At 40.0% G+C, this 15,660-nt stretch carries 13 protein-coding genes and 1 tRNA gene; 7 read left to right on the forward strand and 7 right to left on the reverse strand.

Features of this window, described 5'->3' with window-relative positions:
- Positions 1–78: 78 nt before the first annotated feature.
- Positions 79–1,983, reverse strand: coding sequence for a nucleoside-diphosphate sugar epimerase/dehydratase (locus JZY04_RS19125; RefSeq protein WP_122142364.1), 1,905 nt, complete (start codon positions 1,981–1,983; stop codon positions 79–81).
- A 198-nt stretch (positions 1,984–2,181) separates the two neighbouring features.
- Between JZY04_RS19125 and JZY04_RS19130 the strand changes: the two genes are divergently transcribed.
- The 7 genes from JZY04_RS19130 to xpt all read left to right on the forward strand — a co-directional run bounded on the left by JZY04_RS19130 (position 2,182) and on the right by xpt (position 8,809).
- A tRNA-Thr gene (locus tag JZY04_RS19130) sits at positions 2,182–2,254 on the forward strand.
- Positions 2,255–2,406: 152 nt separating this feature from the next.
- Positions 2,407–3,282, forward strand: coding sequence for a DNA/RNA non-specific endonuclease (locus JZY04_RS19135; RefSeq protein WP_122142365.1), 876 nt, complete (start codon positions 2,407–2,409; stop codon positions 3,280–3,282).
- Positions 3,283–3,442: 160 nt separating this feature from the next.
- Positions 3,443–4,480: an endolytic transglycosylase MltG gene (gene mltG / locus JZY04_RS19140; protein ID WP_122142366.1), complete on the forward strand. Its 1,038-nt coding sequence runs from the start codon at positions 3,443–3,445 to the stop codon at positions 4,478–4,480.
- A gap of 83 nt (positions 4,481–4,563) precedes the next feature.
- Complete coding sequence (locus JZY04_RS19145; protein ID WP_032539456.1) at positions 4,564–6,156, forward strand: thiamine pyrophosphate-dependent enzyme; 1,593 nt, start codon at positions 4,564–4,566, stop codon at positions 6,154–6,156.
- Between the two features lie 3 nt (positions 6,157–6,159).
- Positions 6,160–6,744: an indolepyruvate oxidoreductase subunit beta gene (locus tag JZY04_RS19150; RefSeq protein WP_122142367.1), complete on the forward strand. Its 585-nt coding sequence runs from the start codon at positions 6,160–6,162 to the stop codon at positions 6,742–6,744.
- Positions 6,745–6,845: 101 nt separating this feature from the next.
- Positions 6,846–8,153, forward strand: a complete 1,308-nt coding sequence (locus tag JZY04_RS19155; protein ID WP_122142368.1) for a phenylacetate--CoA ligase — start codon at positions 6,846–6,848, stop codon at positions 8,151–8,153.
- 86 nt (positions 8,154–8,239) lie between these two features.
- Positions 8,240–8,809 (forward strand): xanthine phosphoribosyltransferase, encoded by a 570-nt coding sequence (gene xpt / locus JZY04_RS19160; protein ID WP_005776479.1) that lies wholly within the window; start codon positions 8,240–8,242, stop codon positions 8,807–8,809.
- A gap of 66 nt (positions 8,810–8,875) precedes the next feature.
- On the opposite strand, the gene JZY04_RS19165 is transcribed toward xpt, so the two are convergent.
- From JZY04_RS19165 to JZY04_RS19190, 6 genes are all read right to left on the reverse strand, one after another.
- Entirely contained in the window at positions 8,876–9,664 is a 789-nt protein-coding gene (locus JZY04_RS19165) for an EFR1 family ferrodoxin (RefSeq protein WP_122142369.1), read from the reverse strand.
- Between the two features lie 424 nt (positions 9,665–10,088).
- Positions 10,089–10,439 carry a 50S ribosomal protein L20 gene (gene rplT, locus JZY04_RS19170; protein ID WP_002561638.1) on the reverse strand — a complete coding sequence of 117 codons (351 nt, stop codon included), beginning with the start codon at positions 10,437–10,439 and terminating at the stop codon, positions 10,089–10,091.
- A 100-nt stretch (positions 10,440–10,539) separates the two neighbouring features.
- Positions 10,540–10,737, reverse strand: a complete 198-nt coding sequence (gene rpmI / locus JZY04_RS19175) for a 50S ribosomal protein L35 (RefSeq protein WP_004297539.1) — start codon at positions 10,735–10,737, stop codon at positions 10,540–10,542.
- 65 nt (positions 10,738–10,802) lie between these two features.
- Positions 10,803–11,414, reverse strand: a complete 612-nt coding sequence (gene infC, locus JZY04_RS19180; RefSeq protein ID WP_032530688.1) for a translation initiation factor IF-3 — start codon at positions 11,412–11,414, stop codon at positions 10,803–10,805.
- Positions 11,415–11,532: 118 nt separating this feature from the next.
- Positions 11,533–13,473 (reverse strand): threonine--tRNA ligase, encoded by a 1,941-nt coding sequence (thrS, locus tag JZY04_RS19185; RefSeq protein WP_122142370.1) that lies wholly within the window; start codon positions 13,471–13,473, stop codon positions 11,533–11,535.
- 80 nt (positions 13,474–13,553) lie between these two features.
- A complete protein-coding gene (locus JZY04_RS19190; protein WP_005809025.1) occupies positions 13,554–15,602 on the reverse strand; it encodes a tetratricopeptide repeat protein in 2,049 nt (682 codons plus the stop codon).
- Between the last annotated feature and the right edge of the window lie 58 nt (positions 15,603–15,660).

Here is a 15,660-nt window from a genome sequence, read left to right on the forward strand (position 1 = left end):
AATTATAAACCGGGCACAAAGGTAACATATTATTTTCATAATATACATTTATTTCATTCCTAAGTTTTCGAAAATAGATTAAAAAGAGGCTTTATCCAATATCTCAAACTCAGAATTCTTACTAACAAACTCTGGAACGATCTTTTTCATAGAAGCAACAATGCCCATGGTGTCGGAAGTATAACTCAAATCTATTAACCTTTGAATTTCTTGCTTTATCTCCTCATAATCATATTCACGAACTTTTGCTATCATTATTTTTTCATGATAAGTAGGACAAGTAGACTCTTTTACATTCAGCAACTCTTCATACAGCTTCTCACCATGTCTTAATCCGGTAAACTCTATTTTTATATTTTTCTGCCCACTTAAATAAATCATTCTTCGCGCCAAATCAACAATCTTCACAGGATTACCCATATCAAAAATATAGATTTCACCTCCATTTCCCATGCTTCCAGCCTCCAATACCAACTGACAAGCCTCTGGAATAGTCATAAAATAACGTATAACCTGAGGATGTGTCACAGTCACCGGACCACCCTTTTCTATCTGCTGCTTAAATCTGGGTATTACAGAGCCATTTGATCCGAGTACATTTCCAAAACGAGTTGTGATAAACTTCACTTGCGCCCCATCTTTTGCATATTTAGATAACTTACGAGCAAGGGACTGAACATAGATCTCGGCAAGCCTTTTACTGCACCCCATAACATTGGTCGGATTAACAGCTTTATCTGTAGAAACCATCACAAACTTATCTACGCCATATTTCACAGCCAAGTCAGCCATAATGCAAGTTCCCAATACATTCACCTGTATCGCTTCAGACACATTATCCTCCATCATTGGCACATGCTTATAAGCAGCAGCATGAAAAACATATTGCGGCCGATACTCCTTATAAATATACTCCATCCTCGTTCGATTAGTCACATCAGCCACCAACATTTTAGCATCAATATCCCGCCAATTATCCAGTAATTCTAATTGCACATTATGTAACGGAGACTCCGCCTGGTCAACCAAAATCAACTTATATGGGTTCAGCCCCGCTATCTGCCTAACCATCTCACGTCCTATAGACCCAGCAGCTCCCGTGATCATAATCCGCTTCCCTTCAATGTGTGAAGATATTTTCCGGATATCAACATGTATTGGATCCCGTTGTAACAAATCTTCAATCTGTATATCTTTTATTTGCACGCCTTGCCTTCCAAGATCATTGATAGGAGGTACTGTAAGAATACGGATATCTTCAGCTATCAACCGATCAATCATGCCGGAAGTTTCAAGGCGATGTACTTTCTCGGAAGAAACAATAATAGCCTCGACTCTTTCTTCTTCTAATATATCAAACAAAGACTCATTATTCGCGTATACCCGGCAACCCATTGTTTGCTTCCCAATAAATCCCGTATCATCAGAAATAAACCCTTTCAATCTAAAATGATTACTTCTACTAACCCGTAGCGATTTGGCAATATTAATACCAGCCCCTTTTGAACCATAGACAAAAACGCGAATACTGTGCCTACGATCAAAAGTCATCAACTCATGTATCATTTTCACCAAGATTCGCAAACAAACCATCAAGGAAAAATTAACTATATAAGCTGTAAGAATAACACTAATCGGCAGAACTTCTCCTCCACTCCACCCTATCCAAAGCAAATTGCCGATACAAACAACAAAATAGCCCAGAGTTAAAGAAATAAAAATACGAGAAATATCAATAAAGGAAGAATAGCGAATTACTCCTACATAAGTACGATTCAGATGAAAGAAACACACATTACATATTACGCAGAATAGAGTTGTCCACACCCATAGTGAGAATTCAAAAACTAACACAGACAAACCTATCTGCAAAAGGCTCGCCAAAAACATTGAAAAAATCACTAAAAGAACATCGACAGCAAGTATCAGCCATTTTGAAGCAACTCGTGATGAAAGATACTTATAATAAAATCGTATATTCATAGTAATATAAAAGTAGATTTATCAGTAAATATGCAAAGATGAGTTTTAATATTTGAATCTACAACTATTTTCTAATTTAATCCTCAACCTTTTTATTTTATAAACATTTCAGAGAAAATATCACGAAAAAAGTATAGATTCATTTTGTTTTTAAAAATAAAGATGTAATTTTGCACGCCGTAAACGATAAAATGCAACGCCGCTATAGCTCAGTTGGTAGAGCAACGCATTCGTAACGCGTAGGTCGCCAGTTCAAGTCTGGCTAGCGGCTCTTTTATTATCCAAAAGGTGTAACTTGTATATAAATACCTGTTACACCTTAATTTTATCCATACAATAGCTGCTAACAATAATCATTGGAATACAATAATGCCTACGTACCCACATATTACTCGAAATTTCAAGCTTTAAATTTTCAATATCATGAAAAACAAGCGAAAAAAGTCGTCTAAAAAATATCATAGAAATTCGTTTAAGAGTATTTTCGGAATAGCTCTATTTGCAATCTTACCTTTAATTTATGGAATCTATCTTTGCATACCGGAGATTCAGATTACCCTCTTTCAGACAATAAAGGAATCAAAAGAGAAAGCTGTACCTAACTGTTTACGTTATGAGAATCTGGAGATTCCAATTTCTCAACACTCGCTAAACGGACAGTTGGTTTGTCACAAGGGATACACTGTATCTTATAATAAAACCCAAAAGATTCCAAACTGGGTAGCTTATGAACTTACCCGACAAGAAACAAAGGGAAATGCCCAAAGAAACAATCAATTCCTCGCCGATCCTTCTATCAAAGGCAATATGGCAACTAATTCTGATTATTCACATTCCGGATTCGACAAGGGACATATGGCCCCCGCTGCCGACATGAAGTGGAGTAACGAAGCTATGAAAGAGTCTTTCTATTTCAGCAATATATGCCCGCAACACCCCGAATTAAACCGGCGAAAATGGAAAGACTTGGAAGATAAAGTACGTGAGTGGGCGGTAGCCGACAGTTCCATCTTCATTGTCTGCGGTCCGATAATGAATAAAGAATCTCATACAATCGGCAAGAACCAGGTGGCCGTACCAACAAGATTTTTCAAGGTCATCCTTTCTCTTTACGGTTCTCCCCCCAAAGCTATTGGATTTGTTTTCAACAACGAACCTGCAACAAAACCACTACGAAATTATGCAGTCTCAGTTGACAGCGTTGAACAGCTCACCGGGTTAGATTTCTTTTCTCCTCTTCCCGATTCTTTAGAAAATAAACTAGAAAGCCAAACAAATATCGCTTTGTGGAAAATATGAACGGAAACAAAAGCGTATATCAAAAACTAAAAATGAAAAAGTAAATGCCCCTAAAAAGTAAATAATAACTAAACTGACAGAAAACATTTATTATCCAAGAACAAACATCTTTGAAATCTTCTTAACTTTGGCACAACTTTATAAATAGTGAATATTCTATATGAATAAGAAAAGAAAAAAAATATTTTTCAGCATACTGGCTATTATTCTCTTCATTGGCATTGCTGGTTCCGGAATAGTTTATTACTATTTGTTCTATCCTCAATTTCATCCAAGTAAAACCACTTATATTTATATAGATCGTGATGACACTACAGATTCTATTTTCAATAAAATAAAAAAGCAAGGAAATCCTCATAGCTTTGATGGTTTTAAATGGATGGCCCATTTCCGTGAATTTAGTAAAAACATCCACACCGGACGTTACACTATCAAACCGGGTGATAATGCATACCACCTATATAGTAGGTTATCAAGAGGATACCAAACGCCTGTCAATTTGACCATCGGAAGTGTACGAACTCTGGACAGATTAGCCCGCAGCATAGGAAAACAGTTAATGATTGACTCCACTGAAATTGCTACAGCGTTATACGATCCCGCTTTCCAAGAGAAAATGGGATATACAAAAGCTACCATGCCTTGCCTTTTTATCCCTGAAACCTACCAAGTATATTGGGACATCAGCATAGAAGACTTTTTCGCCCGGATGAAAAAAGAACATAATAAATTTTGGAACGAGGACCGATGTTTAAAAGCTAAAACAATCGGAATGACACCTGAAGAAGTTTGTACATTAGCCTCCATTGTAGAAGAAGAAACTAACAACAACGATGAAAAGCCGATGGTTGCGGGATTATATATAAACCGTTTACATACGGGTATGCCTCTGCAAGCTGATCCAACAATCAAATTCGCCTTACAAGATTTTAGTCTGCGCAGAATTACCAATCAGCATTTAAGCATACAGTCTCCATATAACACTTACCTGAATACGGGTCTTCCTCCGGGCCCTATCCGGATACCTTCTCCCAAAGGGCTTGATAGTGTATTGAATTATGTAAAACATAACTATATTTATATGTGTGCCAAAGAAGATTTTTCGGGTACTCATAATTTTGCTTCCAACTATGCAGACCACATGGTCAATGCAAGAAAATACTGGAAAGCGCTGAATGAAAGAAAGATTTTTAAGTAATCCCGTGATAAAATGATCTTAAAAACGTATCTTTGCCCGATATTATAACAAAATACGTGATTAACACCAAAAGAAAATAAGATATGAGCAAACAACTCTTACTTGGCGACGAAGCCATTGCACAAGCAGCACTGGATGCCGGACTTTCAGGCGTTTACGCTTATCCCGGTACTCCATCCACTGAAATTACCGAATACATCCAGATGGCTCCTATCACGAGCGAACGTAACATACACAACCGCTGGTGTGCCAATGAAAAAACGGCTATGGAAGCTGCCTTGGGTATGTCTTTTGTCGGCAAGCGTGCATTAGTCTGCATGAAACATGTGGGAATGAACGTAGCTGCTGACTGTTTTATCAATTCAGCCATCACAGGCGTAAAAGGGGGACTGATTGTAGTTGCGGCAGACGATCCCAGTATGCACTCTTCACAGAACGAACAAGATAGCCGTTTCTATGGCGACTTCTCATTAATACCCATGTACGAACCGAGCAACCAACAAGAAGCTTATGACATGGTATACAATGGTTTCGAATTTTCCGAGAAAACCGGTGAACCGATACTAATGCGCATGGTAACACGTTTGGCTCACTCTCGTTCAGGTGTAGAAAACAAAGCACAAAAAGCACAAAACGAAATCTCATTCAGTGAAGATCCACGCCAGTTTATCCTGCTACCGGGCAACGCACGCAAGCGTTATAAAGCATTACTTACACGTCAGGATGAATTTATCAAAGCATCTGAAGAATCACCTTATAATAGATACGTAGATGGTCCCAATAAAAAAATGGGCATCGTAGCCTGTGGAATCGGCTATAATTACTTAATGGAAAATTATCCTGACGGTTGCGAATATCCCGTTTTAAAAATTGGGCAGTATCCACTTCCCAAAAAGCAATTAATGCAATTAATCAATGATTGTGACGAAATCCTCGTATTAGAGGATGGACAACCATTTGTTGAGAAGCAACTGAAGGGATATCTGGGCATAGGATTAAAAGTAAAAGGTCGTCTCGACGGTACATTGTCACAAGACGGAGAATTAAATCCGGACACCGTGGCACGCGCTGTCGGCAAAGAGAATCGTTCCGAATTCAGTGTTCCGAATCTTGTAGAGATGCGCCCTCCGGCTTTGTGCGAAGGCTGCGGGCATAGAGATATGTATATAACATTAACTCAAGTATTGAAAGAAGAATATCCTACTCACAAAGTATTCAGCGACATTGGTTGTTATACGCTGGGAGCAAATGCACCATTTAACGCAATCAATTCTTGTGTAGACATGGGAGCATCTATCACTATGGCTAAAGGTGCATCCGATGGCGGGCTCCATCCGGCTGTCGCTGTAATCGGAGACTCTACTTTTACTCACTCCGGAATGACCGGACTTTTGGACTGTGTCAACGAGAATGCCAATGTCACCATTGTCATATCCGATAATGAAACAACAGCAATGACCGGTGGACAAGATTCTGCCGGCACAGGCCGACTTGAAGCTATTTGCGCCGGATTAGGCGTAGATCCGGCTCACATCCGTATAGTTGTTCCTTTAAAGAAAAACTATGAAGAGATGAAACAGATCATCCGTGAAGAAATAGATTATAGAGGAGTATCCGTTATCATCCCACGCAGAGAGTGTATACAAACATTAGCACGTAAAAAAAGAAGTAAGTAAGCCATGAAAAAAGATATCATATTATCAGGTGTGGGTGGACAAGGTATCCTGTCCATCGCTACAGTAATCGGAAAGGCCGCCCTCAAAGACGGTCTGTACATGAAACAGGCAGAAGTGCACGGCATGAGCCAGCGTGGCGGAGATGTACAGTCGAATCTCCGAATCAGTGACCAGCCCATTGCATCAGATCTGATCCCCTCAGGTAAATGTGATTTGATCATCTCCCTTGAACCCATGGAAGGGCTTAGATACCTCCCCTACCTCAGCCATGAAGGTTGGTTGGTAACAAACGAAACTCCATTTGTTAATATCCCCAATTATCCCGCTGAGGCAGATGTTATGGTAGAAATCAATAAACTGCCGCATAAGGTTGTTCTGAATGTAGATAAAGTAGCCAAAGAAATAGGCTCTACACGAGTTGCCAATATTGTTTTATTAGGTGCCACTATCCCATTCTTAGGCATCGATTACGAAAAGATACAGGATAGTATTCGTGAAATATTCCAGAAAAAAGGTGATGCAATAGTCGAACTCAATTTAAAAGCCTTGGCTGCCGGAAAAGAGATCGCAGAAAAAACGATGAAATGACCAGGAACAATTGAATATAGAAAAGGTGATAATGTGATCGGGACAACCGTTGCATTATCACCTTGATACATTATCACCCCTACTTAAATAATTTATAAGCCATGAATACAAAATATTGGGAAGAAGAGATAGAGACCATGAGTCGTAAAAAACTGCAGGAACTACAACTCGAGCGACTCAAGAAAACAATTAATATAGCAGCCAATGCCCCTTATTACAAGAAAGTATTTCAAGAGCATGGCATCACTTCGGAAAGTATCCAATCACTGAACGACATCCGTAAACTGCCCTTTACCACAAAAGCGGATATGCGAGCCAATTACCCTTTCGGACTTGTCGCCGGAAATATGAAAGAAGACGGAGTACGTATTCACTCTTCAAGCGGAACAACAGGAACACCAACGGTTATTGTCCATTCACAGCATGACTTAGATTCATGGGCCAATCTAGTTGCACGATGCTTATATTGTGTAGGCATACGTAATACAGATGTTTTTCAAAACAGTTCCGGTTACGGTATGTTCACAGGAGGACTCGGATTCCAATATGGAGCTGAACGGCTGGGAGCTTTAACTGTACCTGCCGCTGCCGGTAACAGTAAACGCCAGATCAAGTTTATTACCGACTTTAAAACAACTGCCCTCCACGCCATCCCCAGTTATGCCATCCGCTTAGCTGAGGTCTTTCAGGAAGAAGGGATCGATCCATGCAGTACCACTCTCAAAACTCTCGTAATCGGTGCAGAACCACACACAGACGAACAGCGAAAAAAAATAGAACGCATGTTAGGTGTTAAAGCATACAATAGTTTTGGAATGACCGAAATGAACGGCCCCGGTGTCGCGTTTGAGTGTACAGAGCAGAACGGCATGCACTTTTGGGAAGATTGCTATTATGTAGAAATCATTAATCCCGAAACCGGAGAACCTGTCCCAGAAGGAGAAATCGGAGAACTCGTACTCACTACCCTTGATCGGGAAATGATGCCGCTCATACGTTATCGTACACGTGACCTCACTCGTATTTTACCGGGAGAATGTCCCTGTGGACGTACCCATATCCGAATTGACCGCATCAAAGGTCGTAGTGACGATATGTTTATCATCAAAGGAGTCAACATCTTCCCCATGCAAGTAGAAAAGATATTGGTACAATTCCCCGAATTGGGAAGCAATTACCTTATCACACTTGAGACTGTTAACAACCAAGATGAAATGATTGTAGAAGTAGAATTGAGCGATCTTTCTACAGACAATTACATTGAACTTGAAAAGATACGTAAGGACATTACCCGCCAGCTAAAAGACGAAATACTTGTCACGCCCAAACTCAAATTGGTAAAGAAAGGCTCTCTACCACAAAGTGAAGGCAAAGCTGTCAGAGTGAAGGACCTGAGAAACAATAAATAATCATCCAATGAACCCAATATGCCGATGTACCATCCGAATACATCGGCGCATTGGCATATTGGGCACATTAACTTATTATTATAATCATGCAATTACTTAAAAAAAGAATCCTGCAAGACGGAAAATGCTATGAAGGGGGAATTCTCAAAGTAGATAGTTTTATCAACCACCAGATGGACCCGGTACTAATGAAGTCAATTGGCGTAGAGTTTGTGCGCCTTTTTGCCGGAACAAACGTCAATAAGATCATGACCATAGAAGCCAGCGGAATTGCTCCGGCCATCATGACGGGCTATTTGATGGACTTACCCGTCGTTTTTGCCAAGAAAAAGTCGCCAAGAACCATACAAAATGCCTTGAGCACTACAGTACATTCATTCACTAAAGACCGTGATTATGAAGTAGTCATCAGCTCTGACTTCCTTACCCCGAAAGACAATATATTATTTGTCGACGACTTCTTGGCCTATGGAAACGCTGCTTTAGGTGTTATCGACCTCATCAAACAGTCTGGTGCCAATCTGGTAGGAATGGGATTCATCATTGAGAAAGCATTTCAAAACGGACGTAAAACACTTGAAGAAAGAGGAGTAAGAGTAGAGTCTCTTGCCATTATTGAAGATTTATCCAATTGCCAGATTACAATAAAAGATTAACTCTGTAAAAAAGCCTTTGTATTCTCCCGGACAGGCTATACAAAGGCTTTTCTTTATAATACTATTCTACTTAGCTGATTCGTGTGAAATACTCACATTAGGGTTTAAATACTGCCCTTTACTTCTGGTTCTTTTCCCATATTGCACTGCATGCTTTGGACAAACGTGGTAACAAGCCAAACAAGATGTACAGTCCATCCCCCACACCGGTCTCCACCCTATCACAACTACATTCCCAACCGGACATATTCTTTCACAGCGCTTGCAACCGATACAATCATCAGTAACATAAAACGGTTTTGCAGAAGTCATAAAACGATTAAAAAGCGGATTCAGTATCTTCGTTTTCAACCATGGAAAACTCCCCTCATTGCAATGAAAACCCGTCTCACGAGCATTTATCGAGTAGTTAACTTCTTCTACCCTGCCGACAGCTTTTTCTAATTTCTCTTTCTCCAATTCTTTCTTATCCACGTCAAATCCGGGAAGCAACACATAATTATTAGGCATCGTCACCGAAAATCCGGCATTACACTCTATTCCTTTGCGAAATAATACCCTGCGAAACACTTTTTCCGTCAATCCTGTATCATCTCCACAAGAACACACGAAATAGACATATTGGGAGTGATAATTAGCCAAAGTGACCCAATCCAGAAACTGCAACACGGCCAACGGAGGTCCCCATGAATAAACAGGAAAAATAAAACCTACTTTTTCATTATCCGCCAACACAAACTCTTTTATTCCATCCCTAATGGCATTCGGCATAAAAACAAGTGTTTCGTTTTGTACCCTTGCAATCTGCTCCGCAATCCATTTAGAATTTCCAGTTCCTGAAAAATAGAATATCATAACTATATGTGTATTTAAAAGAAAACAGCATAAAAAAAGGACGGTAGTCTTTAAATGATTACCGCCCTTTTCCTTTATTAAAAAGCCGCACCGATGATGTGATGAAACTCCGAATGACATGATTTGAGTGCCCGTCCTCTTTGTAATCCACCGACTATAAAGTTATCCCGAAGGATGTGGCCCGCCATTGAGAAGCGAAGCTTGTCTCGGTTTTCAGTTTAATTGATGAGTTTCCCGATCCAATCAATGCGGCTAATATTTTACTACAACAAATGTAGTTACTTTTAGTGAGATAAACAAGGAAAAAGAAGATTTTGTTTCTCTCTTAGACTATTTTTTAAATTATAAACCCAGCTTTAAAAATGAAAAATGCCGGTTACATTAACTGTAACCGGCACTTTGTAAATCATAAAACTGTCGGAACTTAAGCTGCTTTAGCCTTAGCGACTACAGCTTTGAAAGCTTCCGGATGGTTAACAGCTAAGTCAGCCAAAACCTTACGGTTGATTTCGATACCGGCTTTGTGCAGACCACCCATCAGTTTAGAATATGACATTCCTTCCAGACGTGCAGCAGCATTGATACGTTGTATCCAAAGAGCACGGAAGTTTCTCTTCTTGTTTCTACGGTCACGGAACGCATAGGTCAAACCCTTTTCCCAAGTGTTTTTAGCTACGGTCCATACATTTTTTCTTGCACCAAAGTAACCTCTGGTCAATTTCAAAATTTTCTTTCTTCTTGCTTTTGAAGCAACATGATTTACTGATCTTGGCATAGTTTTCTCTTTTTTGAATGTTAGCGCCGTTACTTCACGTAACGAACTTGAAGCTAAAGCATTCGGTTAATAACTTTAATAATACTTTGTACGCTTTTGATTACTTCATAGCTAAGAGTTCCTTAACCTGGCTTACATTTGTTGTATCAACAGTTGTTGAATAACACAGGTTTCTTTTTCTCTTCTTAGACTTCTTAGTCAAAATGTGACTGTGAAAAGCGTGCTTTCTTTTGATTTTACCTGTTCCGGTAAGGGTAAACCTTTTTTTAGAACCGGAGTTAGTCTTCATCTTTGGCATCTTAATTGTTTTTAAATTATTAAATTATATGGCAACGCACTATACCTGCGCGTTACGCATTTTTCTTACTCTTCATTGTTTTCAGCAGGCTTTTCTGCTTTTACTGTAGCCGGAGCAGCTGGTTTGGGAGCTGCGGGCTTCTTTACAACTCCTTCTTTCTTCTTCGGAGAAAGCTGAATCGTCATACGTTTACCTTCCAGAATCGGCAATTGATCGACTTTTGCATAGTCTTCCAGATCATTAGCAAAACGCAACAGAAGCACTTCACCTTGTTCCTTAAAAAGGATGGAACGACCTTTGAAGAAAACATAAGCTTTCACCTTGTCACCATCTTCCAAAAAGCCTTTAGCATGTTTCAACTTAAAATTATAGTCATGGTCATCCGTTTGCGGACCAAAACGTATTTCTTTTACGTTTACTTTTACCTGTTTAGCCTTTTGTTCCTTCTGACGCTTCTTTAACTGATACAGAAACTTGGAATAGTCAATAATACGACAAACAGGTGGTTGGGCATTGGGAGAAATCTCCACGAGATCCATTTCTTTTTCTTCAGCCAATTTTAATGCCTGAAAAATGGGATATACTTTAGGCTCTACATCATCACCTACAATGCGGACTTCTTTCGCACGGATCTGTTCATTGATCCGATATTGCGATTTCATACTGTCATTCTTCATTAAATAACGTTTACTTCCAGTTTGTTTTTTATTGTCTACCAAATTAAATTATATATTAAAGTAAAAGCTGTCTTTAGAACATTATCAAAATGCTGTGCTTTTACAATTGGGCGCAAAGTTACCATTTATTTATCATATTCTGAACTTCTTCGTTCAAAATTTCACCAAAATCTTCAAATTTCATGGTTCCTTTGTCTCCTTCTCCCTGTCTGCGGACAGAAACTTCACCATTTTCAGCTTCTTTCTCGCCGACAATCAGCATATACGGAATGCGCTTCATCTCGTTATCACGTATTTTACGGCCGATCTTCTCATTGCGATCATCCACAATTGCGCGAATTTCTTTTGTTTTCAAGTAAGTCTTCACTTTTTCCGCATATTCATTGAACTTCTCACTAATCGGGAGAATAACGACTTGTTCCGGAGTCAGCCATAACGGGAATTTACCGGCAGTATGTTCAATCAATACAGCAACAAAACGTTCCATAGATCCGAATGGAGCGCGATGGATCATCACCGGACGGTGCTTCTGGTTATCCGATCCCATATATTCCAGTTCGAAGCGCTCCGGCAGATTATAATCCACCTGAATAGTTCCTAACTGCCAACGACGACCGATAGCATCTTTCACCATAAAGTCCAATTTAGGACCATAGAAAGCAGCTTCACCATATTCGATCTTAGCTTTCAGCCCCTTTTCTTCGCAGGCCTCAATGATAGCTTGTTCAGCTTTTTCCCAGTTCTCATCACTGCCAATGTATTTTTCACGGTTCACTTTATCGCGCAAAGAAATCTGTGCTTCAAAGTTAGTGAAATCCATAGAACGGAACACGATTGAAATAATATCCATCACACGAAGGAACTCTCCCTTCACCTGATCCGGACGACAGAAAATATGTGCATCATCCTGTGTAAAGCTACGCACACGTGTTAATCCATGAAGTTCACCGCTCTGCTCGTAACGACACACAGTACCAAATTCAGCAATGCGCAGAGGCAAGTCCTTATACGAACGAGGGAAATTCTTATAAATTTCACAATGATGAGGACAGTTCATCGGTTTCAGGAAGTATTCTTCACCCTCTTCCGGTGTATGAATGGGTTGGAATGCATCTTTACCATATTTTGCATAGTGCCCCGAAGTTACATACAATAACTTGTTACCAATAGGCGGAGTAATCACTTCCTGATAATCGTAACGAGTCTGGATACGGCGAAGGAAATCCTGCAAACGCAAACGCAAAGCAGTTCCTTTCGGCAGCCACATAGGCAATCCCTTACCCACCGTATCGGAAAACATGAAAAGTTGCATTTCTTTACCAATCTTACGATGGTCACGTTTTTTAGCTTCCTCCATTAAAGCCAGATACTCATCCAGCATTTTCTTTTTAGGGAAAGTAATACCATAAATGCGAGTCAGCATTTTACGGTCTTCATGTCCGCGCCAGTATGCACCGGCAACAGAAGTCAGCTTAATAGCTTTAATAGGTGCGGTTGTCATCAAGTGAGGGCCACGACAAAGATCCGTAAAGTCACCCTGTGTATATGTTGTAATATGTCCGTCTTGCAACTCCGAAATCAGCTCACATTTATAAGTTTCCCCACGGTCGCCAAACATCTTTAAAGCATCGTTTTTTGCGATATCCCGGCGAACCACAGCTTCTTTCTTTGCAACCAGTTCAGCCATTTTTGCCTCAATTGCAGGCAGATCAGACTCTTTGATGACAGCCTCTCCCGGATCAACGTCATAGTAGAAACCGTTTTCAATAGCCGGACCAATACCGAACTGAATACCCGGATAAAGCTCCTGCAAAGCCTCAGCCAACAAGTGAGCACTTGTGTGCCAAAAAGCATGCTTACCCTGTTCATCTTCCCATTTATAAAGCACTACCGAAGCATCTTCATTGATGGGACGTCCCAAATCATAAATCTCACCGTTCACTCCACACGCCAATACATCTTGCGCCAGACGCGAACTGATACTTTCTGCAATTTGCAGTCCGTTTACTCCCTCGTTATACTCACGAACAGAGCCATCAGGAAATGTTATTTTTATCATAATGTTATGTTATATTTTTCATTATTGCACGCAAAAATAAGGATTTCTTTTTGAGTTTACTATTTTTTATCTAAAAAATGTTATTCCGGCACTTCTGTAAATCGTTTCAGAATATTATAGGCCGAAACAATGCCCAACTCGCCTGCCTTACTTAAGTCAGCTATTCCATTCTTATTGTTACCCAGGAAAATATGTGTCAATCCACGATTAAAATAAGCCTCCGCAAACTCTTTATTCAATTCGATAGCTTTGTCATAGTCCGCAATTGCCGCACGATAATCTTTCAACATGGCCAATACATTGGCACGGTTATAATACGCATAAACAAAGTCGGGGGCTAAAGAGATCACATGATCCAAGTCACTTTTCACGATATCATAGTCCAAAGCACTGATTTCCGACTTCGGTGGAGCGGATATACCCGGTAGTGTGGCCGGTGCTGCCGAGGCTGCATTAGCTTCTTCTGCCTTTTGATATTCCAACTGCTTGCAACGCACCAAGGAACGCATAAAGTAAGCAGGGAAGAATTTATCATCCAACAAAATGGCCTGAGTCAGATCTTCAACAGAACTGGCAAAATCTTGTACCAGATAGAAATCAAGTGCACGGGAGAATCGTATGCGTGCATCCTGCGGATTTTCAACAATTGCCGAAGTATGTGTATCAATCAATGCAAAGTGGAACTTCACTTGTTCTTCGGTAAGCGGTGATTCCATATTAGTGATATACAAACGTTTTGGTAAAACACCGGCACGATTCAAATCATCTATATACTTATAATAATGTACCGTCCGCTTCACATCGCTCATCTTCTCGTAATAGGTAAGAGCATACATCGGTTCCATCTTGATATTAACATTACGATCCTGTACCCTGCCCCGAATATCACTCTTATATTTCTGTTCCACTTCAGAATTATCTGCGATAACGATTTTCCGGTAATTATTCATATCCTTATCGGACTTTTTACGAGTTTTAGTCTCCTCTTTCTTATTACTTTTTTTATTATCAGCCACGGTCTTATCGCTATTACTTACACCATTTTGCTTGTCAAGTTGCGCTTTCATGACTTTAAACTCGTCCATTTCAGCACCTTTACGGTCGCCGATCTTTCTCCTTGCCTCTGCACGTTGATAATATCCGGCCAAAAAGTTCGGATACATATCAATCACAGTTGTATAATCCTTAATGGCTCCCCGGTAATCCCCCGTTTGTGCACGAAGTAATCCTCGGTTAAACGTAGCCATCATGTTATCCGGTTCTATTTGCAGTACAAAATCAAAATCCTCAATAGCTCGATTGTCATCTCCTACTTGTGCCCGAAGCAAACCACGGTTATAATGTCCGATAAAATTATTCGGATCAATATCAAGAGCCAGATCATAATCACTCATGGCTCCCCGCAGATTATTCTGATGGAAACGGGCTAAAGCACGATTAATATAATTCCCGGCGTTTCTGGCATTCAAATGCGTTGCATGATTCAAATCCGATTCTGCCTCTGCATATTTTCCCTGTTGTAACCTGACGATGGCCCGGGATGCCCAGGCATCAGGATCATACTTATCCATCTCAATAGCTGTATTGAAGTCATTCAAAGCCCGCAATGTATCCTGTTGCTTCAAAGCCACCTCTCCTCTCATCAGATAGGCTCTTGTATATTTGGGAGCAACTGCCAGCAATTTACCCAAATCATCTTCAGCAGCTTTATAGTCTTCTTTCTGTATATGGCATAAAGTCAGATTATGCCAAAGCGTAATATTTTCAGGGTCAAAATGAAGTGCTTTCTTATAGTCTTCAATAGCCCCATCATACTTATTCTGTTTAATCCTTGCAAGCCCACGAATCTGATAAGCACCCACTACAAAAGGATTCCTGTCAATGGCCGCATCACAGTCATCTTCAGCTCCCTGATAATCATCCAGGTTGATCTTGGCAAGCCCTCTGAAAAAATAGGGTTCATACAGGTAGGGTTTTGCATTGATCACTTGATTAAAATACTGAATGGAAAGGACATAGTCCTCAAAGTATAACGCGTTTCGGGCAATCATCATTACCCTGTCTGTGTTTATCTGAGCATATATAAATGTAGGAAACAACAATAATGCTGCTAATATCTTTTTAATCATCGGCTTCTGAATACTTTTTAAGTAGAGCAAAAGTAATGCTTTTCATCTATTAAACAGG

This window comes from Bacteroides sp. 11BF, assembly GCF_019633765.1.
Taxonomy (GTDB): domain Bacteria; phylum Bacteroidota; class Bacteroidia; order Bacteroidales; family Bacteroidaceae; genus Bacteroides; species Bacteroides hominis.

Excerpts from the sequence above, each read along its gene's own strand:
- JZY04_RS19125 (WP_122142364.1), bottom strand. The coding sequence starts at position 1,983 with ATGAATATACGATTTTATTATAAGTATCTTTCATCACGAGTTGCTTCA.
- JZY04_RS19135 (WP_122142365.1), top strand. The coding sequence starts at position 2,407 with ATGAAAAACAAGCGAAAAAAGTCGTCTAAAAAATATCATAGAAATTCG.
- mltG (WP_122142366.1), top strand. The coding sequence starts at position 3,443 with ATGAATAAGAAAAGAAAAAAAATATTTTTCAGCATACTGGCTATTATT.
- JZY04_RS19145 (WP_032539456.1), top strand. The coding sequence starts at position 4,564 with ATGAGCAAACAACTCTTACTTGGCGACGAAGCCATTGCACAAGCAGCA.
- JZY04_RS19150 (WP_122142367.1), top strand. The coding sequence starts at position 6,160 with ATGAAAAAAGATATCATATTATCAGGTGTGGGTGGACAAGGTATCCTG.
- JZY04_RS19155 (WP_122142368.1), top strand. The coding sequence starts at position 6,846 with ATGAATACAAAATATTGGGAAGAAGAGATAGAGACCATGAGTCGTAAA.
- xpt (WP_005776479.1), top strand. The coding sequence starts at position 8,240 with ATGCAATTACTTAAAAAAAGAATCCTGCAAGACGGAAAATGCTATGAA.
- JZY04_RS19165 (WP_122142369.1), bottom strand. The coding sequence starts at position 9,664 with ATGATATTCTATTTTTCAGGAACTGGAAATTCTAAATGGATTGCGGAG.
- rplT (WP_002561638.1), bottom strand. The coding sequence starts at position 10,439 with ATGCCAAGATCAGTAAATCATGTTGCTTCAAAAGCAAGAAGAAAGAAA.
- rpmI (WP_004297539.1), bottom strand. The coding sequence starts at position 10,737 with ATGCCAAAGATGAAGACTAACTCCGGTTCTAAAAAAAGGTTTACCCTT.
- infC (WP_032530688.1), bottom strand. The coding sequence starts at position 11,414 with ATGAAGAATGACAGTATGAAATCGCAATATCGGATCAATGAACAGATC.
- thrS (WP_122142370.1), bottom strand. The coding sequence starts at position 13,473 with ATGATAAAAATAACATTTCCTGATGGCTCTGTTCGTGAGTATAACGAG.
- JZY04_RS19190 (WP_005809025.1), bottom strand. The coding sequence starts at position 15,602 with ATGATTAAAAAGATATTAGCAGCATTATTGTTGTTTCCTACATTTATA.